Genomic DNA, 22,398 nt, shown 5'->3' on the forward strand with positions numbered 1-22,398 from the left:
GGTGTAGGGTGTAGGGTGTAGGGTTTTACCGATTTTCAGGTGGTCAATTACCTAATTTTCAGGGAAAAAGTCCCGGAATTTTCCCCCCGATCACTCCCATGCCAGGCACTTTTGGATTTCAAAAAGGTCTAAAAGTCTTATCCAACAAGGTTTTTAGATTTATTCAGCAAGCCCTAAATAGCAACCAATAATTTCCCTTGTCTTTCTATCAATTAACTGCCAAATCTAAACCTTTATCGTCTTAGAAAAAACCAAAGACCACATCTCATCACATTCTATGATTAATTTGCCTTTAGGTTTGTCTGTAACCTTTACTTGACGGGGAACAGCCGCCAGTTTATTGTTGACATACTTTTGTAACCATGACCAACTTACCCCTGTTACTCTCGCAATTCCTCGCAAAGAAATTCGTTCGAGCAAGAGTTTATCAATTAATTGTTTGGTTTCGTCACAGACAGTTTTATTAGTGGGATTGATCACAAACGGTTGACCACATTCTTTACATTGACGTTTGGGTTTTCCATTATGAATAGAACCATTTTTGATAGTATGGTGAGAACCACAACGCTTGACAGGGGAATAGAGGTGAAGGGGGTATTTTGTTCGGTGCTAGACTGATATTTGAGTAAGCCAGACAGGAGCCAGAAAAAGATATTTATCAGAAAAGTCATGATCAAGCTAGAGGTTTAAAGACTGATCGGGTTCCAATTATTTTTATTAATAAATATTTAACACAATTCATACCAGGTAAGCAAGAGGGCTACGGCACTACTACCGAATCATTACCTATCTCCCCTTGCCCCCCGACATCGGTAGGGCTGTTTCATCCGAAAAATAGGGCAGTTTTGAGGCTACCCTAACCAGAAAATTAATCGCCAAAATGGGAGATAATCGCATCGGCAAATTCGGAACATTTCAGGGGAGGATTAACGGGGGGTTCCATCAGACGCGCTAAATCGTAGGTAACTTGTCGATTAGCGATTGCCGCTGCGATGCCTTTTTTAATCAAATCGGCCGCTTCTTGCCATCCCATGTATTCCAACATCATTACCCCAGAAAGAATCACCGAACCGGGGTTAATTCGGTCTAAACCGGCGTGTTTAGGGGCTGTTCCGTGGGTTGCCTCAAAAATAGCGCAAGTATCGCCAATATTCGCCCCAGGTCCCATACCCAAACCACCGACGATCGCCGCTGCCGCATCGGAGAGATAATCACCATTCAGGTTCATGGTAGCGAGGATCGAGTATTCATCGGGACGGGTTTGGATCTGTTGGAAGATACTATCGGCAATGCGATCGTTGACCATAATTTTATCTTGCCACTGTCCCTTGCCGTGGGTTTCCCAGATAGCATCGAGAACAATGGTCACTTCTTGGCAGATTTTGGCTTTTTTCTCGTCTGTAAGGGCATCATAACCCGGTTCCACCCTGCGGGCGTTATCTTCGATGCTCAGATCGGGGTTTTTCTCCTTATTGCTCAGTATCCATGACTCCATCTCAGTAACGCACACATCCCGGAATTCACTTTTAGCTAATTCATAACCCCAATCCCGAAACGCCCCTTCGGTATATTTCATAATGTTACCCTTGTGGACGAGAGTAACTTGATTTTTCGGTTTGGGTAAAGTCAGCGCTCGTTCGATCGCCCTGCGGACTAATCTTTGGGAACCTGTCTTACTAATCGGTTTGATCCCGATACCCGCGTCGAGGGGAATTTGTTTTTTACCATGTTCGGGAGTGGCGGGAATTAGTTCCGTGTTGAGATAATTAATCAGTTTATCGGCGATTTCCGTGCCTTGTTTCCATTCGATGCCGAGATAAATATCCTCGGTATTTTCCCGATAGACGATGACATCGAGCTTTTCCGGGGTTTTATGGGGGGAAGGGGTTCCCGCATAGTAACGACAGGGACGAACACAGGCATAGAGGTCAAAAATTTGCCGCAAAGCCACATTCAGGGAACGAATGCCGCCACCGATCGGAGTGGTCAAGGGACCCTTGATGGCAATACCATATTCTTTAATCGCTGTCAATGTATCTTGGGGTAGATATTGATAGGTCCCGTAGATTTCGCAAGCTTCATCGCCAGCATAGACTTTAAACCAATGGATTTTCCTTTGACCACCGTAGGCTGTGGCGATCGCTGCATCGATAACTTTTTCGGTTGCGGGCCAGATATCGACTCCCGTACCGTCACCACGAATGAAGGGAATGATGGGATCGTCGGGAACTAGAGGTTTTCCGTCAGAAAAAGTAATTGTCGAGCCTGTTGTCGGTGGGGTGATTTTTTCGTAGCTCACAGTCATGGACTTCCAGAAACAGTGTTTATCTATACGTTGGGAGTCTAGCGCCGTCAATATCTATACTCAGGGATTTTGGGTAATTTCTTAAAGATTCCTTTGCTGGCATCTCCGTCAAAACAACCTAGAGGAAATCTATTTATAGCTGAACTTAGCCCATTGTCAAGCTCGTGCCGTCGTTGTTGAAGGCCAAGTTACCCCAATTACTCAAAATTTTATGAAGCATTTGCGTAAACACCTAACTTGATAGATGACAATGGCTCTATCCCGTTCTAGCTGTCAATAATTATGCAAAGTCTTTTTCAACGTTCCCTAACTCAGACCAATTCTGGGGAAGAAGATACCCGTAGTCGTATTCTACAGGCCGCTTTACGTTTATTTGCCGCTAAGGGTTATGAAGGAACCACGACCAAAGACCTAGCAGGAAAGGCAAATGTGGCAGAAGGAACTTTATTTCGTTATTTTCCCAACAAAAAGGCGATTTTAATTGAAGTGGCCACTAGGGGATGGGTGGATATTCTCACCGACTTGCTGACGGAATTGAGCGAAATGGGCAGTTATAAAGCGGTAGCGCAGGTGATGCGACGTAGGGTGTTGAGAATGCGAGAAAATAGCGATTTATTGCGAGTTTGTTTTATAGAGGCGCAATTTCACCCGGAATTAAAAGACCGAATTCAATCGGAGGTAATTGCTAAAATGACCGATGTGGCCGAGGCTTTTTTTCAAACAGCGATCGATCGTGGTATCTATCGTCCCATGAATCCGAAAATTGTGGCCCAAGTTTTTCTAGGAATGTTCGCAATTGCCGGTTTTTCCACTGAAACTATTTTAGATGCCAATGCTTCCCCCCTTGCTTTACAGGAAATGGCCGAAGGTATTGCCGAAATTTTTCTGAATGGAGTGTTAGTTAAGTAGGCCGGCAAAATTAATTTTCTAGTCGAGACTCCGAGACAGCTAATCTAAGGATAGGCGGTTAAAATGCGTTTTAGCTTACTTAAGTAGCTGGTTATAATTAAATTAAAAATGGATTTTAGGTTCGATCCCCCCTGCCCCCCTTGATAAGGGGGGTGCCGATAGGCGGGGGGATCCCCCTTAATAAAGGGGGCATCTGATAATTTTTAACGCCTACTTACTTATGATAAAATGCCTTCAAAGACAGGTCAAGGGAAAACTTGCAATTATTCACCCGATAAAATAACTGATAGCCGAGATGAAACCCTGTTACTGCATTAATCCCGATTGTTCTCAGCCAGATCATCCGAGTAATAATAACTCGAATACTCGTTACTGTCAAAGTTGCGGCTCTCAATTGTTGTTAAATGGTCAATATAGAGTAAGTCGGTTATTGAGTGATACGACTGGTTTTGGGGTTGTTTATGAGGCTTTTGAGGGTTTTACGGCCAAAATCCTCAAGGTATTACAAGAAAAATGGAATAATGAACCGAAAGCAGTGGAATTATTTAAACGGGAATATGACGTTTTATTAGAGTTAAGTCGTCAAAATGTGACCGGTGTTCCTCGAGGGGATGCCTATTTTCAATATTCCACGAGAGAGGGGAAAATATTACACTGTTTAGTCATGGAAAAAGTGGAGGGGATTAATTTAGAACAGTGGCTAAAGCAGTATGATAATTTAAGTCAAAAACGAGCCTTAAAATGGCTGAGAGAAATTACTTTAATTCTCGATAAAATTCATCAACAAAACTGGCTGCATCGTGATATTAAACCCCCTAATATTATGCTGCGGAATAGTGGCGAGTTGGTGTTAATTGATTTTGGCACAGCAAGGGAAGAAACCCAAACCTATCACCAAAAGGTAAAAGGTCAACAAGTAACAGGTATTACCTCTGCCGGATATACACCCAATGAACAACAACATGGCCAAGCGGTGATTCAATCAGATTTTCATGCTTTAGGACGAACTTTTGTGCATTTATTAACCAGAAAACATCCTTTAGAAATTTATGATCCGGTTAATGATGTTTTATCTTGGCGAGAAGAAACGGAAAATATTCACCCATTATTGTTGGATTTTATTGAGGAGTTAATGGGAAAATTGCCCGAGAATAGACCAGCTAATACTAGGGTTATTTTACAGCGTTTGGATGAGATTGAACGGCAGTTAAAGTTACCTCCTACACCAGCACCAAATCCGCAGCCTGTTGTAACTAAAAAACAATCGCCAGTTATTCCTAAGATTAATCCTTCTCCGCCAGTTTCACCTGTAGCTGTACCCAAAAAAACACCAGCACAACCGGTTAAAAATAATAATCTGAGAAACAGAATGATAGCTCTTGGTAGCATTTTGTTATTAGGAATAGGAATAACGCAAGTTTACGGTTATTTTAAATATAAGCAGTTTCCCGCCGGTCTTCAATTATTGATCTCTAATTTTCCTAGTGGTAGTTTTATCGAGAAAACCCTTACTGGTCATTCTGACTCGGTTTTATCAGCAGCATATAGTTCCGATAGCCGCTATTTAGCTAGTGGGAGTGGTGACAATACTATCAAAATTTGGGAGGTGGCAAAGGGAAAAGAATTGCGTACCCTTACTGGTCATTCTAGCGGGGTTTATTCAGTAGTATATAGTCCCGATGGTCGCTATTTAGCTAGTGGGAGTGGTGACAATACTATCAAAATTTGGGAGGTGGCAAAGGAAAAAGAATTGCGTACCCTTACTGGTCATTCTAGCAGGAGTTTGTCAGTGGTATATAGTCCCGATAGTCGCTATTTAGCTAGTGGGAGTATTGACAATACTATCAAAATTTGGGAGGTAGCAACGGGAAAAGAATTGCGTACCCTTACTGGTCATTTTAGCGGGGTTTACTCAGTAGTATATAGTCCGGATGGTCGCTATTTAGCTAGTGCGAGTGCTGACAATACTATCAAAATTTGGGAGGTAGCAACAGGAAAAGAATTGCGTACTCTTACTGGTCATTCTGACTCTGTTTGGTCAGTAGCATACAGTCCTGATGGCCGCTATTTAGCTAGTGGGAATTATGACAATACTATCAAAATTTGGGAGGTAGCAACGGGAAAAGAATTGCGTACCCTTACTGGTCATTCCAACTCGGTTCCATCAGTAGCATATAGTCCCGATGGCCGCTATTTAGCCAGTGGGAGTTGGGACGATACTATCAAAATTTGGGAGGTAGCAACGGGAAGAGAATTGCGTACCCTTACTGGTCATTCTAGCGGGTTTTGGTCAGTGGTATATAGTCCCGATGGCCGCTATTTAGCTAGTGGAAGTGAGGACAAAACTATCAAAATTTGGCGGGTGGGACGGTAAACTTGTGTTTGGGGTGACAGCAATAACTTTTGTCTATCAAAAATGAGCGACACTTGCGGGAAACCCAACTGCACCGATGTCTTTAAAAATGTTGGGTTTTAGCTCAAATTTTTGAATCGAGCAGTTTTCTCCTAAGTATTAAAGCGCTCAACCCAACCGAAAAGCTTGATCTCAGCTACTAGGACGATAACTGCGACTGAAGAAAACTGTAACCACGATCAAATCGGGGAATCATCCTACAGTTGAATTGATTCAGTTCTTCAACAATATCAGGACTATCAAAGTCTTTTGAGTTTCGATTCAAAAAACACGCCTGCTGTGGCTGATAACGTCGTAAATGATGAAGTACCGAGGCATAGACAAGAGCATCTTGTGGCGTTAAATCATATATCGTTTCATAAGATGCTGCTTCGATTAAAATATCAGCAGTAAGTGCCACAATTTCTCCTACCTTGAGGAGGCGTTCTCGATATTTATTAAAACGATGTCGTTCTTCTTCATTGCTTTGCACCATTAAACTAGCAATATCTTGAATACTCTTGATCCGACTTGCATAAGAAGCTGTGCGTGAAAGTTGACGTAACTCAGTATCTAGTAACTGTTGAAGTTCCCGACGACTCTTTGCTTGACGAGTCAGTTTTTCGTGAGGTTCAGCTAGACTATATGCTGGAATAATTAGTTTGGCTTGTCCTGTTTCACAAAGTTGCAGAATCTGCTCACAGCTTAGACACTGCTCTTGCTCAAAGGTTAGCTCTAAAACAAAATTTGTTTCAACATAGATATTCACGCCGCCGCCTCACGCTGAAATTTTCCTCCAGCTAAAGCAGCATACAACCCTGAATCAATCAACCAACGCTGAGAATCATCGAGAGCTTCAGGCGGCTTTTCAGAATAAATAATCTCTCCCAACCAGGAAGCAACAATTAGTTCAAGACTTTGCCTACTAATTTGGTCATTCGTTACCCCTGCTCGTTGAAAATAAGGCTGAAGAATGGGACTGGCATCAATCATATAACTAGGTTCACTCTGCTCCTGAAAAGCCCCAACATTACTCCATAAGTAAAATCTGTCAGGAAAGACCAGCAAAAAATAGGGAGCCTTGGCAAAAGTACCGTGTGCCAGAATATTGCGTCGGAGTTTTGCCGCCCATTCTTGGGATACGTTGGTTTTGCACTTGACCTCAACCACAAGAGCGAGTTGACCATTGCGGTTATTAACTGCTAAATCCCAGCCAGAAGCCATACGATGAACTGATGAAACCATACACAGCACTCCGCGTAAAATTATTGATGAACGATCATACACACTTCTGTCTTTAGGTCAAGTTGCTTTACAAAACTTCAAGCAATTTCTTGGCAAAATTTAACCTTTAATGTCTCTTTTAGGAGGTGATAAGGGATTAAGTGCCTTGATTGGCGCAGGTTTTCGGCGATTACAAAGTTACATGGTCACAATAAGCCCACAGCATACCACGATCTTATCACATTAAGAAATGTAACGAATCTTCCTTTTCGGCTAAATTTGGGCAAATTCGCACAAAATCTAGTTTTGTAAAGTTTTGTTGCATTGGCTTTTTATATTTAAATTTCCCAATTATTTATTAGCTTAAGATAAATTTTACTTATTTATCTAGACCAAAAAAAACCAGTCTTCCCTAATTTTTCGGGAAAACTGGACAAGCTAATCTCTAGATTTTAACCAACCTTAGCGGTTTGTTTTTGGCTAAAAAATGCCGCTAAAACCTGTTCGGCAATCTGGGGACTGGTTAAACCCAAATCAGCGAAGGATTCCTCTGGTTTTGCGTGGTCCACTAATTTATCAGGAACCCCGAAACGTTTGACCGGAACCAGAATATTAGCATCCTGTAAAGCTTCCAAAACCGCAGAACCAAAACCACCCATCAAACAACCCTCTTCCAAAGTCACCACTTTACCAAGACGTTGGGCAAGAGGAAAGATAAGTTCTGTATCAAGGGGCTTGACAAAACGAGCATTAACCACTGTAGCTTCGATACCGTGTTCGCTGAGAATTTCAGCCACCTGTAGGGAAGTGTTAACCATCGTGCCGTATCCCAACAGAAGAATATCATCACCACTGCGGAGAATTTCGCCCTTACCGATGGGTAAAGCTTCCCAACCTTCCTCCATCAGGGGAACCCCTAAACCGTTGCCCCGGGGGTAACGCATGGCAATGGGGCCGCTGGTATGATTAATCCCCGTCACGACCATTCTTTGCAGTTCCGCCTCATCTTTCGGGGCCATAATGGTCATATTGGGGATACAACGCAGGTAGGCGATATCGTACATCCCCTGGTGCGTCGGTCCATCGGCCCCAACAATACCGGCCCGGTCCATGCAGAAGAAAACCGGTAGATTTTGAATGCAGATATCGTGAATAATCTGATCAAAAGCCCGCTGCAGGAAAGTAGAGTAAATGGTGACAACTGGGCGCATTCCTTCGCAAGCAAGACCACCGGCGAGGGTAACGGCGTGTTGTTCAGCAATACCCACATCGATGTACTGTTTCGGCAGTTTTGCCTGAAATTTGTCTAATCCCGTCCCGGTAGCCATGGCGGCGGTGATGCCGATAATGCGCGGGTCATTTTCCGCTAATTTAGTGAGAGTATGCCCGAAAACTTTGGAATAAGCGGGGGGTTTCGGTTTAGTGGAGGGAATCGGTTTACCCGTAGCTAAATTAAAGGGATTTTGGGCATGATAACCCACTTGATCTTTTTCAGCCCATTCGTAGCCTTTGCCTTTAACGGTGGCAACGTGGACGAAAACCGGTCCGTGGACCTTATGGGCCTGTTTAAAAGTGGCGATTAATTCGGGAATATTATGACCATCAATCGGGCCAAAATATTTAAAGCCCAATTCTTCGATAACAGCGCCGACTTTGGGAACTGCTAACCGTTTCATTCCTTCTTTGACTCGTTCCATTTCCGGAGTGAGGGAGTCCCCGAAGAAGGGTAGATTTTTCAATTGTTCCTCGAGATTATCAGCGATAAACTGAACGGGTTCGCTAAGACGAACTTTATTGAGATAGCGGGAAATTGCCCCGACGTTGGGGGAAATGGACATCTCGTTATCGTTGAGGATAACCATGATGTTGGTGTTCGGTAAATGTCCAGCATGGTTAATCGCTTCTAGGGCCATACCCCCGGTTAAAGCGCCATCCCCGATGATCGATACCACCTTGAAATCTTCCCCCTTGGCATCCCGGGCTAAAGCCATTCCTAACCCCGCAGAAATGCTCGTAGAGGCGTGTCCAGCCCCAAAATGGTCAAATTTGCTCTCGCAACGTTTTAGATAGCCCGCAACACCGTTTTTTTGGCGGAGGGTGTGAAAATCGTTATAGCGACCGGTGAGGAGTTTGTGCGGATAAGCTTGGTGTCCCACGTCCCAAAGGACTTTATCGCGATCGAGATCGAGGGTTTGGTAAAGGGCGATCGTTAGTTCTACGACTCCTAACCCCGGTCCCAAATGTCCACCGGTAGCGGCGATCGTCTGGAGGTGTTTTTCGCGAATCTGACGGGCAATATCTTCTAATTGACGGAGTGATAAACCATGTAACTGGTTGGGATGAGTAATTTCACTTAGGTGCATATCGGCTTCTTTTTCAAAGTAGTTTATCCCTATACCAACTGTATAGGATATTCAGCCTGAGTTGAAGGAAAATCTAGGCTAATCTGGCCGCCGTGCGTAAAATTTGGCCAGCTAACATGGCGGCCCCAAAACCATTATCGATATTAACCACACCGATACCGACCGCACAGGAATTGAGCATAGTTAACAAAGGAGCAATACCACCGAAACTGGTTCCGTAACCGATACTGGTGGGAACGGCGATCACCGGGCGATCGACTAATCCCGCTACCACACTTGGTAAGGCTCCTTCCATTCCCGCAACAACAATTAACACATCGGCGGCATCCAGTAGATGGCGATGATTCAAGAGGCGATGAATTCCCGCTACTCCCACATCCCAGAGACGCTGCACGGAAAAACCGCACAATTGAGCAGTAACCGCCGCCTCCTCCGCTACGGGAATATCGGCAGTTCCCGCCGTTAGGATGGAAATTATCCCTTTTGGGGGATTTTCTGGGGCAGCTGCGGCAATGGCACAGATGCGGGCTAAGGGATAATAAACTAAGTCCGTTACCTGTTCCTGTAGCTGGGCCGCTATCTCTGCTTCAATGCGGGTGGCCATAACCACGGGACTATTTTGACGCAATACACCGATAATTTGGGCGATTTGAGCGGTGGTTTTACCCGGCCCCCAGATAACCTCCGGAAATCCCGTTCTTAATTGACGATGATGGTCAATTTTAGCGAAGTCTTCCACCGGTTCAAAGGCCAGATGTTTAAGTTTATCTAAGGCTTTCTCCGGGTTGATTTCTCCCCTGGCAACGGCGGTCAGCAGCGATCGCAAATCGGCAGCATGCAACATGATCAGTTATCAGTTATCAGTTATCAGTGGGTAAGTTATCAGTGGGTAAGTTAACAGTTATCAGATTTGAGTTTTAAGTGAGCAGTATGTGTTAAGTGACCAGTATTAAATAGCAGTTTCTTGCCATCTTTTCACTGTTTACTGCTCACTGCTCACTGATTACTGCTCACTGCTATTAGGAGGCCATGGTAGCTGCGGGACGACGGCGGCGATAAGTACGATTGTTCGCTGGTTCCGTTGCCGCCGCTTGCAGGAGGAAAATCACTAAGGGTTGACTCTGTAACTCCCGTTTGATTAAACGTTGCAAAGTCGTCTCGATTTCGGCCCGCAAACCGACCCAATCCGTGGCCCCCGTCGCGGTTTTAAATTCCCCGATGCGATCGCTTAAACAGCGTTCGATCGCCCGAATAATTAACTGATTCAGCAGCGAGATTTCCACTTTTGTCACCACACCGCGCAAATTAATCTCTGGAGGTGCGCTTAATTGTCCCTCAGCGTTAACGAAGGATGCGATCGTAATCACACCATCTTCGGCTAATTGTTGTCTTTCCTGCATAATGTGTTCGTGGACCACACCCGCTTGATCGACTAACTCGATTCCCGAAGGCACTGGCGCGCCAATCGCAATGCGATCGCCAGTTAACTCGATCGTATCACCATTTTTGACAATCACCATATTTTCGGCGGGAATCCCCATACTTTGGGCCATCTGAGCGTGTTTAACCAGCATTCGGTGTTCTCCATGCACTGGCACAAAAAACTTCGGCCGCGTCAAAGATAGCATCAATTTATGGTCTTCTTGGGAACCATGGCCGGAAACGTGAATTCCCTTATCGCGTCCGTAAACCACGTTAGCACCCTGCATCATCAGGCGATCAATTGTATTGACCACAGCGATCGTATTACCCGGAATCGGATTAGCGGAAAAGACAATTGTATCCCCCTGACGCACGCGAATATGAGGATGTTCACCCTTAGAAATCCGCGTCATGGCCGCTAAAGGTTCCCCCTGGGAGCCTGTGGTTAAAATGACGATTTTATCATCGGCTAAATTGCGGGTCGCTTTCAAGGGTTCAAATAGATCATCGGGACATTTTATATACCCCAAATTGCGCGCATGAGCGATGACATTTAACATCGATCGACCCACTACCACCACTTTCCGGTTAAATTTCTGGGCCAATTTCAACACCAGATTAATCCGATGCACCGAGGAAGCAAAGGTAGTAATCATAATCCGTCCCGTTGCTTGGTTAAAAACCCGCTCTAAACCGGGATAAACGGCAGCTTCCGAAGGAGTATAACCGGGTACTTCCGCGTTAGTGGAATCACTCAATAAACATAGCACCCCTTTCTCGCCATGTTCGGCAATTTTTTGTAGATCAAAGAATTCGCCATCCACGGGAGTATGGTCAATTTTAAAATCTCCTGTGTGAATAACTACCCCTAAAGGAGTGTGAATTGCTACACAAAAACTATCGGCGATCGAGTGGGTATTGCGGATATATTCCACCATGAAAGATTTACCTAAACGCACCATTTGCCGGGGAACAACGGTTTCTAATTTGGTACGATTTGCTAATCCTGCTTCTTCCAATTTATCCCGCAATAAGGCCATGGCTAGACGCGGACCGTAGATAATTGGTACATCAAATTGTTTGAGATGGTAGGGAATGCCACCGATATGATCTTCGTGACCGTGGGTGACGATCATCCCCTTAATTTTATGGCGATTTTCTCTTAGATAAGTCATATCGGGAAGCACTACATTGACCCCGTGCATATCATCGGAAGGAAAAGCTAAACCAGCATCCAGGAGAATAATCTCATCATCGTACTCAAAAACACAGGTGTTTTTGCCGATTTCGTGTAATCCTCCTAGGGGAATGATCTTTAGTTTTGCTTGGGTTTTATCTTGATTCATTAGGTATCCTTTGATGGTAAGTTATGGGGATTTTTCAGGTGGGTTTTGTGGACGGGAAATCTCAAAAAATGAATAGTTAGAATAAGTCTGACTAGGGTAACAAACCCTAGCTAAGTTAACTTATATCAATACTTTCTAGCCGTTATAAACTATATTTATTTTCTAGTTAAGCTATTAATATTATAACCTATTTCTCGAAAAAATCCTAGTTTAGTTAGCCAAATTTTCTAGTATTTTTCTAAATTAAAGACAATTCTTGCATAATTTTTGCTAATCCTTCCTCTAGTTCGGAACTTAAGGAACATAAAGGAGATCGCAATCCCCCCACTTCCCAACCGACTAGATTTAAGGCCGCTTTAATTGGAATTGGATTAGTGGCACAAAATAAACCTTTAAACAGGGGAAATAATTTCAAGTTAATCTCGATCGCTTTGGCCGCATCTCCGGTTAATAAAGCTTGAATCATCCCTTGGATTTCTTCTCCCACCAGATGACTAGCAACACTGACCACCCCCACCGCACCACAGGTCATCAGGGGTAAAGTGAGAAAATCATCGCCGGAATAAATAGCGAAATTTTCAGGGGTATGACAGTAAATCTTACAGGTTTGTTCTAAATTACCACTAGCTTCTTTTACCGCCATAATATTATCAACTGCTGCCAGTTTAATAATCGTTTCCGGGGTCATATTTTGACCCGTACGACCGGGGATATTATAAAGCATCACCGGCAGATCGGGACAAGCTTTGGCAATGGTGCGAAAATGCTCGTATAAACCCTCTTGGGGTGGTTTATTGTAGTAGGGAACCACTTGCAAAGAACCATCTAAACCCAGTTTAGCAGCCTGTTGGGTAGCTTCGATCGCTTCGGAAGTGCAATTAGAACCCGTCCCCGCGATCACTTTTCCCCGACCATTAACCGCTTTTTTGACAATACTAAATAGTTCGTATTCTTCCTGCCAACTTAGGGTGGGTGATTCTCCCGTCGTCCCACAGACCACTATACCATCGCTACCGTGAGTAACTAGATAATCGGCCAATTTTTCCACCATCCCATAATTAACTTGACCCTCGACGGTGAAGGGTGTCACCATCGCCGTAATTACTCGTCCAAAATATGTTGTTTCACTCATTGATCAGTTATCAGTTATCAGTTATCAGTTATCAGCTTCTGAAGGCAAGAGGCACTCTTGCAAGAGGCAAAAGAAAGAATCTGGCAATCCTCCTAAGTAGGGAGGCACAATTAATTATTTGTAGGATGGGTTAGCGCACTTCGTAACCCATGCAGGCGTTGGGTTTCATGCTTCAACCCAACCTACGTTCATCTTATATTTAATTCCACCCACTCACTTACCTAAAAAGAAGGTTATCAACTAAGTACATCGAAGCTTTTAGCCTAACAAATCGAGTTATCAGTTTTTGAGCCATCAACAACCAGACTTTACTTATTCGATTAATTAGCTATTTTTCTAATTATCATCGCCTTGCTCTAGCTGATGGCTGATAGCTTAATTATCAAACTGTTGCTAATCTTGAACCGACGAGATTTTTCTTGACTAAAAGTTCGGCAATTTGTACAGCATTTAAAGCCGCACCCTTGCGAATTTGATCGCCGCATAGCCACAATTCTAGACCGTTAGGATGGGAGATATCTTGACGAATGCGTCCCACTAATACTTCATCGCGACCGGTGGCATCAATTGGCATGGGAAAATAATTAGCGTCCCAATCTTCCACTAATTTTACCCCCGGAGCGGACTGAAGAATTTCTCTGGCTTTCACTACAGAAAAAGGCCGACTAAATTCTAGGTTAACCGATTCCGAATGGGCCCGCAGGACGGGAACCCGTACACAGGTGGCGCTAACCCGCAACCCCGGACAAGCAAAAATCTTGCGTGTCTCATTCACCATTTTCATTTCTTCCTCGCAGTACCCTTGACCATTAATCGGGGTATTGTGGGGAAAAAGATTAAAAGCGAGGGGATAGGGGAAAGAATTGGTCGGAGGTTGCCGATTGTCAAGAATTGCTTGTGCTTGCTCTTTTACCTCCTCCATCGCTCGCGCTCCAGCACCACTAGCGGACTGATAAGTAGAAACTACTACTCGCTCGATCGCCTGTACTTGGTGAAGAGGCCAGATCGCCACTCCTAAAAGAATTGTCGTACAGTTGGGATTAGCGATAATGCCCCGGTGATTGTCCACACTGTCGGGATTGATTTCCGGGACAACCAGAGGCACTTCGGGATTCATGCGAAAAGCGCTGGAGTTATCGATAATTGTCGCACCGGACTCGACAATAGTTTTCGCCCAAGCTTTTGAGGTGGACCCCCCCGCAGAAGCGAGAACGATATCCACGTCCTGAAAAGAACGCTCGTTTACCGCTTCGATTAGGAGACTTTCGCCCCGAAAATTGAGGGTTTTTCCAGCAGAACGCTCGGAAGCGAGTAATTTTAGACTAGCGAGAGGAAATTGACGACTAGCTAATAACTCTAGTAATTCCGTTCCCACGGCCCCGGTGGCTCCTAAAATAGCGACCCGTACTTTTTGACTCAAATTGTGTTACCTCCTGACGAGTTGGGTGATTATAATGATCCGAAGAAATCGTTACAGTAAAAAATCTTTTTTGTCCACCGAGTTATTCTAAAACTTGGATTGATCGGCTTTTGATCAGCAAAATTTTCTGATTGGGCTTAACTGCCCCAAGGACGGAATAAATTAAATATACCCCATTGACCGCTAAAATAAAAAGGTTGTGAGAGCTTGGGGAGCAACTACAGCTATTCCCCTAGAATATCATGAGCGGGACGTATTCACCGCAGGCGCAAACGCCGCTCACCCCATTATAAACGTTCCTTGTCGTAAGAGCTAGAAAAATCAATGAAAGTTATTCAGGAAAAGCTTCCTGCCAGTCAGATAGGTTTAGAAATTGAAATTCCCGCCGAAACCACGAAAAACACCCACGAGAAAGTGGTAAAGAATTTAGCGAAGTCGGTTAATATACCCGGTTTTCGCCCCGGGAAAGTTCCCCGTCAGATTCTTCTGCAAAGATTGGGAACTAAAGCGGTAAAAGCGGCAGTAATTGAGGAATTAATTGAAAATTGCCTCGAATCTGCCCTAAAACAGGAGGGGATCGAGTCCCTGGGCAATCCGCAGCTATTGTCTAAGTTTGAGGATTTGATCGCTGCCTATGAACCGGGTAAAGTTTTGACTTTTTTAGCTTCCGTGGATGTGGCTCCGACAATTGTTCTCGGAGATTACGAAAATCTGAGCGTTACTGCCGAAGAAACCGTTTATGATCCCGAATCCGTGGAAAATTGGTTTAAAGAGCGTCAAGAACAATTAGCGACATTGGTTCCCGTGGAAGATCGCGGGGCGCAGCTGGGAGATGTGGCGATCGTTGATTATCGAGGAAAATCCGCCGAAACCGGCGAAGCTATCCCGGATATTGACGGCGAAGATCTGCGGGTGGATATGGAAGCAGGACGCTTTATCGAGGGGATGGTGGAAGGAATTATCGGCATGAAACCGGAAGAAGTCAAAGAGATGACTTTAACTTTCCCAGAAGATTATCCCAAAGAAGATGTGGCAGGAAAAGCGGTAATTTTTACAATTACGATGAAAGAGTTAAAAGCAAAGGAATTACCGGAGCTTGACGACGATTTTGCCCAAGAAGTCAGCGATCAGGAGACAATCGCCGAATTAAGAGCAAGTTTAGAGAAACGCTTCCAAGAACAAGCGGAAAAGGAAACCAAAGACAGCATTTATGAAGCTTTAACCAAGGAATTTGTCAAGGGTGCGACCTTAGATTTACCGGAGACGCTGATCGAAAAAGAAGTGACGCAAATTTTGACCCAAAGCTTCATGGAATTTCAACAAATGGGTCTAGATGTCAACCAGTTGTTTACAAAAGATAATATTCCCAAACTGCGGGAAAACGCCCGTCCCGATGCGATCGAAAGCCTGAAACAGACTCTCGTGGTGCAGGAATTGGCTCAAGTCGCGGGCATTGAAGTCAGTACCGAAGCGGTAGCCGAAAAAATCGCTAAAATCATGGCGCAATTGTCCGATCGCGACATAGATATGCAGCGTCTAGAGGCGGTAATTACCGAAGAAATGCTGGCGGAAAACACCCTAGAATGGCTGAAAGAAAAAGCTACTATCACCCTTGTCCCCAAAGGTTCCCTAGAGGAAGAAACAAGGGAGGATGAGGAAACAGAAGAAGCCTTGGCAGCCGCCGAGGTGGAAGTGTTGGCAGCAGAGGAAGAATAACCGTAAGGAGTTAGCAGTCGTGTTGGGGTTTTAGGGTATTAGTTGAATTCCCCCATCCCCCATCCCCCATCCCCTGATTGCTGCCAACAAAGGAAAACTTAGGGCATAATGGATGGACAGAAGTGCTAAAGATGCTTAACATTTGCCAGTAAAAGCTCCACAGCCAAGCAAAACCCCTAAGATTGTGATAGCGGAACCGAAAAAATTATGCTCGAATCGAGATCACCTGACTACCCAATTACCAGTAATTGTCGCCCGGCTATCTACGCTAACACCGGGAGAAACTCCCTAGCTAACGTTTTACCCGTGGTAATCGAACAGTCTGGCATGGGTGAACGGGCTTTTGATATCTATTCTCGACTCTTGCGCGAGAGAATTGTCTTTTTGGGAACTCCCGTCGATGATCAGGTCGCTGATTCGATCGTTGCCCAACTTCTCTACTTGGAAGCAGAAGATCCCGAAAAAGATATCCAACTCTATATCAACTCCCCCGGCGGTTCCGTTTATGCCGGACTAGCTATCTACGACACCATGCAACAAATTCGCCCCGACGTGGCGACAATTTGTTTCGGTTTAGCCGCTAGTATGGGAGCATTCCTGCTTTGTGGTGGCGCGGCAGGTAAACGGATGTCCCTACCCAGTAGCCGGATCATGATTCACCAACCCCTCGGTGGCGCCCAAGGTCAAGCTAGTGATATCGCCATCCAAGCCAAAGAGATCCTCTATATTAAACAGAGACTCAACACCATGCTGGCTCACCACACCGGTCAACCCTACGATCGCATCGCCAACGACACCGAACGGGACTTTTTCATGTCCGCTGTCGAAGCCAAAGAATATGGGTTAATCGATCTGGTGATTTCCCGTCCCGAACTTCCCGATCCTACCGTTCCCGTTACTTCCCTGTAAATAAACTATGTCTAAATACGACTCCCACCTCAAGTGTTCATTTTGCGGCAAATCCCAGGAACAAGTGCGAAAATTAATCGCCGGGCCGGGGGTCTATATTTGTGACGAGTGTGTGGAACTGTGTAACGAAATTCTCGATGAGGAATTGATGGAACCCCCTAGTCCGATCGCCCCAGTGGAGGAACGTCCCAACAAACGGCGATCGGGCCAAAATAAAACCACTTGGGAACAAATTCCCAAACCAAGAGAGATTAAAAAATACCTCGATGACTACGTTATCGGTCAAAATGAGGCGAAAAAAGTGCTTTCTGTGGCCGTTTATAACCATTACAAACGCCTCAAAGATATCCAAACCCAAAAAGCCGGTGGCGGTAGTCCAGAAGATAGCATCGAACTGCAAAAATCCAATATTCTGTTAATCGGGCCGACAGGATCGGGAAAAACCCTTCTAGCTCAAACTCTGGCTAAAATCCTCGATGTACCTTTTGCTGTCGCCGATGCCACCACTTTAACCGAGGCCGGTTATGTGGGGGAAGATGTGGAAAATATTCTCTTGCGTCTGTTACAGGTGGCAGATTTAGACGTGGAAGAAGCGCAGCGAGGCATTATCTACATCGATGAAATCGATAAAATTGCCCGTAAGAGCGAAAATACCTCGATTACCCGGGATGTGTCCGGAGAAGGGGTGCAGCAAGCTTTACTGAAAATGTTAGAAGGAACGATCGCCAATGTTCCCCCCCAAGGCGGCCGCAAACACCCCTATCAGGATTGTATTCAGATTGACACCAGCAATATCCTGTTTATCTGCGGTGGGGCGTTTGTCGGTTTAGATAAGGTGATCGATCAGCGTCTCGGTAAAAAATCCATGGGCTTTATTCAACCGGGAGATGGCCAAGCTAGTAAGGATAAGGTAGCGGCAGGGTTATTAAAACAAATGACTCCCGATGATTTAGTCAAATTTGGCATGATTCCAGAGTTTGTCGGTCGGATTCCCGTCCTAGCGGCCCTGTCACCCCTGGATGAGGAAGCTTTAATCGCTATCCTGACTCAACCCCGCAACGCTTTGGTGAAACAGTATCAAAAACTGTTGAAGATGGACAATGTACAGTTAGAGTTTAAATCTGATGCCGTCCTAGCGATCGCCCAAGAGGCCTATCGTCGTAAAACCGGGGCCCGGGCCCTACGGGGTATTGTGGAAGAATTAATGCTCGATGTCATGTACGAATTGCCCTCGCGCAAGGACGTGAAACGATGTTTAATCACCCGCGAAATGGTGGAAAAACGTTCCACGGCAGAGCTATTGGTTCATCCTTCCTCTTTACCCAGTCAAGAATCCGCTTAAGGGGAAAAATCGAGGTTAACTATGCTCAATACCGTTCCCGCGATTGTCAAAGAAGGCCGGATCGAACTCCTCGAATCCGTGCCGATTCCAGAGGGTACTAGGGTTTTAGTCACCCTCATCCCAGAGGAGACAAACTCGGACTTCTGGCAAAAAGTCAGCGAAACTGCTCTCGCTAAGATTTGGGATAATCTGGAAGACGACATCTATCATGAAAACCGAAATAATCGATAAAACAATCACTGTCCGCGGTGTTCCCCACTATTACGAGTGGATTCGGCAATCGGAATCTGTTCAGAAAAAGCCGGTGATGGTGTTTATTCATGGTTGGGGAGGTTCGGGACGCTATTGGCGCTCGACTGCTGCGGCAATTTGCGATCGCTTTGATTGTTTATTGTACGATATGCGGGGTTTTGGTCGGTCTAAATTGCCGGAAAAATCTCTTGATCTTTCCTACGATTTAGAAGAATATGCCCTTGATTTAGCATTGTTTTTAGATAGTTTAGAAATTGAAAAAATCTATCTCAATAGTCACTCTATGGGGGCATCGGTGGCGACTTTTTTTATTACTATGTACCCCGAAAGAGTGGTCAAAGTAATTTTAACCTGTAATGGTATTTTTGAGTATAATAAAGCGGCTTTTGCCGCCTTCCATAAATTCGGTAAGTATGTGGTAAAGTTTCGTTATGATTGGTTTTTAAAAGTACCTTTTGCCGATCGATTATTTATGGCGAGATTTTTGCATCGATCGATCCCAAAATCAGAAAGAATTGCTTTTTTAGAAGATTTTTTAGCGGCAGATTACGAGGCCGCCCTAGGCACAATTTATACATCTGTGAGTAAAAAGGCAGTGGAAATTATGCCGGGTAAATTTGCTGAGATTAAGATACCAACTCTTTTAGTATCAGGGGAAAAAGACATTATTATCCCCGCCAAAATGGGCAAAATAGCGGCGGATTTGAATAATAATATACAGTATGTGGAGATGGCTAATACTGCTCACTTTCCCATGTTAGAAGATGCCCCTACTTATCTAAAAAAATTGCAAGATTTTTTAGAAATTAATTAGGGTTTGCTGAATAAATATAAAACCCTTCAAAAAGTGCCATATCTGGGAGTGATCTAGGGGAAAATTCCGGGACTTTTTTCCTGAAAATTAGGTAGTTGACCACCTGAAAATCGGTAAAACCCATCCCCCATCCCCCATCCCCCATCCCCCAACCCCCACCGAAAAACTTTTTCAGCAGACCCTAATTAGAATGCCAAAAGATCAGGAAAAACGCCCCAGGGCCACACCAATCAGGATAGTAACCCCGAAAAAGAGACGATACCAGACAAACACCCAGGTACTCTGTTTTTTGAGATAATCTAATAACCAGGCGATCGAAAGATAGGAAAATATCGCCGAGGAAATTACCCCAATAGCGAGGGGAATTAATTCACTGGTGTTAATCTGGTCGAGAACTCCTTTAAATTCCACTAAACCGGCTAAAGTTATCGCCGGAATCCCCAAAAGAAAGGAAAATCGCGCCGCTACGGCCCTTTCTAATCCCATGAATAACCCGGCAGTTAAGGTGGACCCAGAACGAGATACACCCGGTATTAGAGCTAAAGCTTGGGCTAATCCCATTAAAACCCCGTCTTTTTGTCGCAAAGTCTCAAAACTGCGTTTATGTTTCCCGATTTTTTCGGCTGTAGCTAAGAGTAAAGACATGACTATAGAGGCACAGGCGATCGCTGTCATGCTTCTCAGGGGGGAATTATCTAAATCGGGAATGAAAAGTTTCATTAACAAACCGAAGAAAACGATCGGAATTGTGCCTAGGATAATCCCCAGGGCTAAACGAAAATCCTGGGAACGATAATCGGAACTAGCCACCGCTTTCACCATTCCCGTGGATATTTGCCTTAAATCCTGCCAAAAATAGGACAATACCGCCGCAATACTGCCCAATTGAATCACTGCTGTATAGGTGACACCGGGATCTCCCCAACCCAAAAAGACGGGAATCGCTTTTAAATGAGCGGTACTACTAATCGGTAAAAATTCCGTCACTCCCTGCACAAATCCCAAAAAAATCGCCTGTAACCAGTCAATTTTGGCTAGAGGAATCCTATTCGTGGTTGATTGGGCAATGGCAGCGGGTGTAATCGCCAAAATCACCGTTATTATCGCTAGTCCTAGCCATTTATAGCTTTTTTTCAGTAAGGAAAACATCATTTTTCAGTAAAAAAAGGGGTTGGGTGCGCGTTGCGGGGGGAGATGGGGAAATTAACTAATCAATATTACTGCCTTTTGTCTATGTCCCATTCTCCTGTCTCGGAGTCTCCTGTCTCCTATCTCCTGATTTAAGCATAAATACTTGTTGACAACTCATAGTCGTTATGAGTACACTTAATTTAGACAAACTCAAAATGAGTACGACTTAGCAATTAGGAGTTGACGATTATGCTACCAAACCGAGAAGGCCAGAGAGTTCCCGATGTCACCTTTCCCGTGCGTCAAAATAATCAATGGGTGAACATCACCAGCGAGGAATTATTCAAAGGAAAAACCGTTGTTCTTTTTGCCTTACCGGGGGCATTCACTCCCACCTGTTCCACCTCCCATTTACCCGGATATAACGAATTAGCCCCAGTTTTTCGGGAAAATGGCGTAGATACTATTGTTTGCTTGTCGGTGAATGATACCTTTGTCATGAACGAGTGGGCAAAAGACCAAGAATGTGATAATGTCCTTTTGATTCCCGACGGAAACGGCGAATTTAGCGCAGGAATGGGGATGTTAGTCGATAAAGCTGACTTAGGTTTCGGTAAACGTTCTTGGCGCTATTCGATGCTAGTCAAAGATGGTGTTATCGAGAAAATGTTCATTGAACCGGAAGAACTGGGAGATCCTTTCCAAGTCTCCGATGCAGAAACGATGTTACACTACATCAACCCATCCGCCAAAAAACCGCCTTTAGTCTCTCTTTTCTCGAAAGTCGGCTGTCCCTACTGCCTCCGGGCCAAGAAAATGCTAGAAGAAAAAGGCCTACAATACGAGGAAATTATCCTCGGACGCGATGCCACCAGTCGTTCTCTGCGGGCCATGAGTGGCAATACCACCACCCCACAAGTCTTCATTGACGGCCAGTTAATTGGCGGTTCGGAAGAATTAACGGCTTATTTAGGAGCATAAAGGACTAGGCATTAAGTTGAGGACATTCTTAAATTTTGGCACTGATTCACAGCTTACTGTTGCCTGTCCCTGTTACAAAGGCGCAGGACTTGCACCCATAATGTAAACATGGTGAACATTTTTCAGCCAATGTCCAAGAGAGCCTTTTTTGTTTTTCAATTCAAGGAGAAAGATTATGGTAGCCACTCCAGTCAAAACTAAAACCACGGGACAATACTACGCCACCCGCATCGATTTAGCATTAGATATCCGCAAAGCTATTGTGGAAATCTTAAGCCAAACCCTTGCCGCTAGTTTAGACCTAAAAACTCAGGTTAAACAAGCCCACTGGAATGTAAAAGGTTTAAATTTCTACCAATTGCACAGCCTATTCGACGAAATGGCCACGGAATTAGAAGGCTATGGTGACATGGTAGCAGAACGGATTACCGCTTTAGGTGGAACCGCTTTGGGAACAGCGCGCATCGCTGCCGCTAACTCGATTCTGCCAGAATATCCGGCTGATATCGTCGATGGTAGTGAACATATCGTTGCTTTAGCCGAACGTTATGCTTTATACGCTTCCCATCTTCGTTCTGCTATTGATACCACCGGCAATCAAGGGGATGCCGACACAGCAGATCTCTATACGGAAATCTCCCGGGACATCGATAAACGTCTCTGGTTCCTAGAAGCGCATCTGATTACATCGGAAGATGTTATCAGATAAATTTGGGGTGTATTAAGCTAAGTTAATACAC

The 22,398-nt window shown here is 44.6% G+C and carries 18 protein-coding genes and 1 pseudogene; 9 read left to right on the plus strand and 10 right to left on the minus strand.

Annotated elements, in window-relative coordinates; genetic code table 11:
• Positions 1-228 precede the first annotated feature (228 nt).
• Both IM319_RS02145 and IM319_RS02150 read right to left on the minus strand, forming a co-directional pair.
• Positions 229-671, minus strand: a pseudogene (locus IM319_RS02145) (IS1/IS1595 family N-terminal zinc-binding domain-containing protein); the annotation flags it as partial.
• A gap of 197 nt (positions 672-868) precedes the next feature.
• Positions 869-2,305, minus strand: a complete 1,437-nt coding sequence (locus IM319_RS02150) for an NADP-dependent isocitrate dehydrogenase (protein WP_287734445.1) — start codon at positions 2,303-2,305, stop codon at positions 869-871.
• 282 nt (positions 2,306-2,587) lie between these two features.
• Between IM319_RS02150 and IM319_RS02155 the strand changes: the two genes are divergently transcribed.
• Positions 2,588-3,214, plus strand: coding sequence for a TetR/AcrR family transcriptional regulator (locus tag IM319_RS02155; protein WP_286827025.1), 627 nt, complete (start codon positions 2,588-2,590; stop codon positions 3,212-3,214).
• A 295-nt stretch (positions 3,215-3,509) separates the two neighbouring features.
• Positions 3,510-5,588 (plus strand): serine/threonine-protein kinase, encoded by a 2,079-nt coding sequence (locus IM319_RS02160; protein ID WP_287734447.1) that lies wholly within the window; start codon positions 3,510-3,512, stop codon positions 5,586-5,588.
• A 178-nt stretch (positions 5,589-5,766) separates the two neighbouring features.
• Here IM319_RS02160 and IM319_RS02165 read toward each other — a convergent pair whose 3' ends face one another.
• The 7 genes from IM319_RS02165 to IM319_RS02195 form a co-directional block, all read right to left on the minus strand.
• On the minus strand, positions 5,767-6,375 hold the full coding sequence (locus IM319_RS02165; protein ID WP_158202033.1) for a PIN domain-containing protein: 609 nt from the start codon (positions 6,373-6,375) through the stop codon (positions 5,767-5,769).
• Positions 6,372-6,851 carry a hypothetical protein gene (locus IM319_RS02170; protein ID WP_287734449.1) on the minus strand — a complete coding sequence of 160 codons (480 nt, stop codon included), beginning with the start codon at positions 6,849-6,851 and terminating at the stop codon, positions 6,372-6,374. Before IM319_RS02170 ends, IM319_RS02165 begins: the two co-directional genes overlap by 4 nt.
• Positions 6,852-7,282: 431 nt before the next feature.
• Positions 7,283-9,193 (minus strand): 1-deoxy-D-xylulose-5-phosphate synthase, encoded by a 1,911-nt coding sequence (gene dxs, locus IM319_RS02175; protein ID WP_286827113.1) that lies wholly within the window; start codon positions 9,191-9,193, stop codon positions 7,283-7,285.
• 73 nt (positions 9,194-9,266) lie between these two features.
• On the minus strand, positions 9,267-10,037 hold the full coding sequence (gene larB, locus IM319_RS02180; RefSeq protein ID WP_287684898.1) for a nickel pincer cofactor biosynthesis protein LarB: 771 nt from the start codon (positions 10,035-10,037) through the stop codon (positions 9,267-9,269).
• A 175-nt stretch (positions 10,038-10,212) separates the two neighbouring features.
• Positions 10,213-11,961, minus strand: a complete 1,749-nt coding sequence (locus IM319_RS02185) for a ribonuclease J (RefSeq protein WP_287684897.1) — start codon at positions 11,959-11,961, stop codon at positions 10,213-10,215.
• A gap of 238 nt (positions 11,962-12,199) precedes the next feature.
• Positions 12,200-13,093 (minus strand): 4-hydroxy-tetrahydrodipicolinate synthase, encoded by an 894-nt coding sequence (gene dapA, locus IM319_RS02190; RefSeq protein WP_287684896.1) that lies wholly within the window; start codon positions 13,091-13,093, stop codon positions 12,200-12,202.
• A gap of 382 nt (positions 13,094-13,475) precedes the next feature.
• A complete protein-coding gene (locus IM319_RS02195) occupies positions 13,476-14,513 on the minus strand; it encodes an aspartate-semialdehyde dehydrogenase (RefSeq protein WP_286827118.1) in 1,038 nt (345 codons plus the stop codon).
• Between the two features lie 324 nt (positions 14,514-14,837).
• Here IM319_RS02195 and tig point away from each other — a divergent pair, with 324 nt between their 5' ends.
• The 5 genes from tig (at position 14,838) to IM319_RS02220 (ending at position 19,546) form a co-directional block, all read left to right on the plus strand.
• Entirely contained in the window at positions 14,838-16,229 is a 1,392-nt protein-coding gene (gene tig / locus IM319_RS02200) for a trigger factor (protein WP_287734451.1), read from the plus strand.
• A 207-nt stretch (positions 16,230-16,436) separates the two neighbouring features.
• Complete coding sequence (clpP, locus tag IM319_RS02205; RefSeq protein WP_002736918.1) at positions 16,437-17,138, plus strand: ATP-dependent Clp endopeptidase proteolytic subunit ClpP; 702 nt, start codon at positions 16,437-16,439, stop codon at positions 17,136-17,138.
• A 7-nt stretch (positions 17,139-17,145) separates the two neighbouring features.
• Positions 17,146-18,480 carry an ATP-dependent protease ATP-binding subunit ClpX gene (gene clpX / locus IM319_RS02210; protein ID WP_287684894.1) on the plus strand — a complete coding sequence of 445 codons (1,335 nt, stop codon included), beginning with the start codon at positions 17,146-17,148 and terminating at the stop codon, positions 18,478-18,480.
• Positions 18,481-18,501: 21 nt separating this feature from the next.
• Positions 18,502-18,711: a hypothetical protein gene (locus IM319_RS02215; protein WP_286826259.1), complete on the plus strand. Its 210-nt coding sequence runs from the start codon at positions 18,502-18,504 to the stop codon at positions 18,709-18,711.
• Positions 18,689-19,546 carry an alpha/beta fold hydrolase gene (locus IM319_RS02220; RefSeq protein ID WP_287734453.1) on the plus strand — a complete coding sequence of 286 codons (858 nt, stop codon included), beginning with the start codon at positions 18,689-18,691 and terminating at the stop codon, positions 19,544-19,546. Before IM319_RS02215 ends, IM319_RS02220 begins: the two co-directional genes overlap by 23 nt.
• 201 nt (positions 19,547-19,747) lie before the next feature.
• On the opposite strand, the gene IM319_RS02230 is transcribed toward IM319_RS02220, so the two are convergent.
• A complete protein-coding gene (locus tag IM319_RS02230) occupies positions 19,748-20,698 on the minus strand; it encodes an undecaprenyl-diphosphate phosphatase (RefSeq protein ID WP_287734455.1) in 951 nt (316 codons plus the stop codon).
• 228 nt (positions 20,699-20,926) lie between these two features.
• Between IM319_RS02230 and IM319_RS02235 the strand changes: the two genes are divergently transcribed.
• Positions 20,927-21,658: a glutathione peroxidase gene (locus IM319_RS02235; RefSeq protein ID WP_287734456.1), complete on the plus strand. Its 732-nt coding sequence runs from the start codon at positions 20,927-20,929 to the stop codon at positions 21,656-21,658.
• 175 nt (positions 21,659-21,833) lie between these two features.
• Positions 21,834-22,367, plus strand: coding sequence for a DNA starvation/stationary phase protection protein Dps (gene dps, locus IM319_RS02240; RefSeq protein WP_287734457.1), 534 nt, complete (start codon positions 21,834-21,836; stop codon positions 22,365-22,367).
• Positions 22,368-22,398: the final 31 nt, after the last annotated feature.

This window comes from Microcystis sp. M113S1, from assembly GCF_020246945.1.
Taxonomy (GTDB): Bacteria; Cyanobacteriota; Cyanobacteriia; order Cyanobacteriales; family Microcystaceae; genus Microcystis.

Excerpts from the sequence above, each read along its gene's own strand:
- IM319_RS02150 (WP_287734445.1), bottom strand. The coding sequence starts at position 2,305 with ATGACTGTGAGCTACGAAAAAATCACCCCACCGACAACAGGCTCGACA.
- IM319_RS02155 (WP_286827025.1), top strand. The coding sequence starts at position 2,588 with ATGCAAAGTCTTTTTCAACGTTCCCTAACTCAGACCAATTCTGGGGAA.
- IM319_RS02160 (WP_287734447.1), top strand. The coding sequence starts at position 3,510 with ATGAAACCCTGTTACTGCATTAATCCCGATTGTTCTCAGCCAGATCAT.
- IM319_RS02170 (WP_287734449.1), bottom strand. The coding sequence starts at position 6,851 with ATGGTTTCATCAGTTCATCGTATGGCTTCTGGCTGGGATTTAGCAGTT.
- dxs (WP_286827113.1), bottom strand. The coding sequence starts at position 9,193 with ATGCACCTAAGTGAAATTACTCATCCCAACCAGTTACATGGTTTATCA.
- larB (WP_287684898.1), bottom strand. The coding sequence starts at position 10,037 with ATGTTGCATGCTGCCGATTTGCGATCGCTGCTGACCGCCGTTGCCAGG.
- IM319_RS02185 (WP_287684897.1), bottom strand. The coding sequence starts at position 11,961 with ATGAATCAAGATAAAACCCAAGCAAAACTAAAGATCATTCCCCTAGGA.
- dapA (WP_287684896.1), bottom strand. The coding sequence starts at position 13,093 with ATGAGTGAAACAACATATTTTGGACGAGTAATTACGGCGATGGTGACA.
- tig (WP_287734451.1), top strand. The coding sequence starts at position 14,838 with ATGAAAGTTATTCAGGAAAAGCTTCCTGCCAGTCAGATAGGTTTAGAA.
- clpP (WP_002736918.1), top strand. The coding sequence starts at position 16,437 with ATGCTCGAATCGAGATCACCTGACTACCCAATTACCAGTAATTGTCGC.
- clpX (WP_287684894.1), top strand. The coding sequence starts at position 17,146 with ATGTCTAAATACGACTCCCACCTCAAGTGTTCATTTTGCGGCAAATCC.
- IM319_RS02215 (WP_286826259.1), top strand. The coding sequence starts at position 18,502 with ATGCTCAATACCGTTCCCGCGATTGTCAAAGAAGGCCGGATCGAACTC.
- IM319_RS02220 (WP_287734453.1), top strand. The coding sequence starts at position 18,689 with ATGAAAACCGAAATAATCGATAAAACAATCACTGTCCGCGGTGTTCCC.
- IM319_RS02230 (WP_287734455.1), bottom strand. The coding sequence starts at position 20,698 with ATGATGTTTTCCTTACTGAAAAAAAGCTATAAATGGCTAGGACTAGCG.
- IM319_RS02235 (WP_287734456.1), top strand. The coding sequence starts at position 20,927 with ATGCTACCAAACCGAGAAGGCCAGAGAGTTCCCGATGTCACCTTTCCC.
- dps (WP_287734457.1), top strand. The coding sequence starts at position 21,834 with ATGGTAGCCACTCCAGTCAAAACTAAAACCACGGGACAATACTACGCC.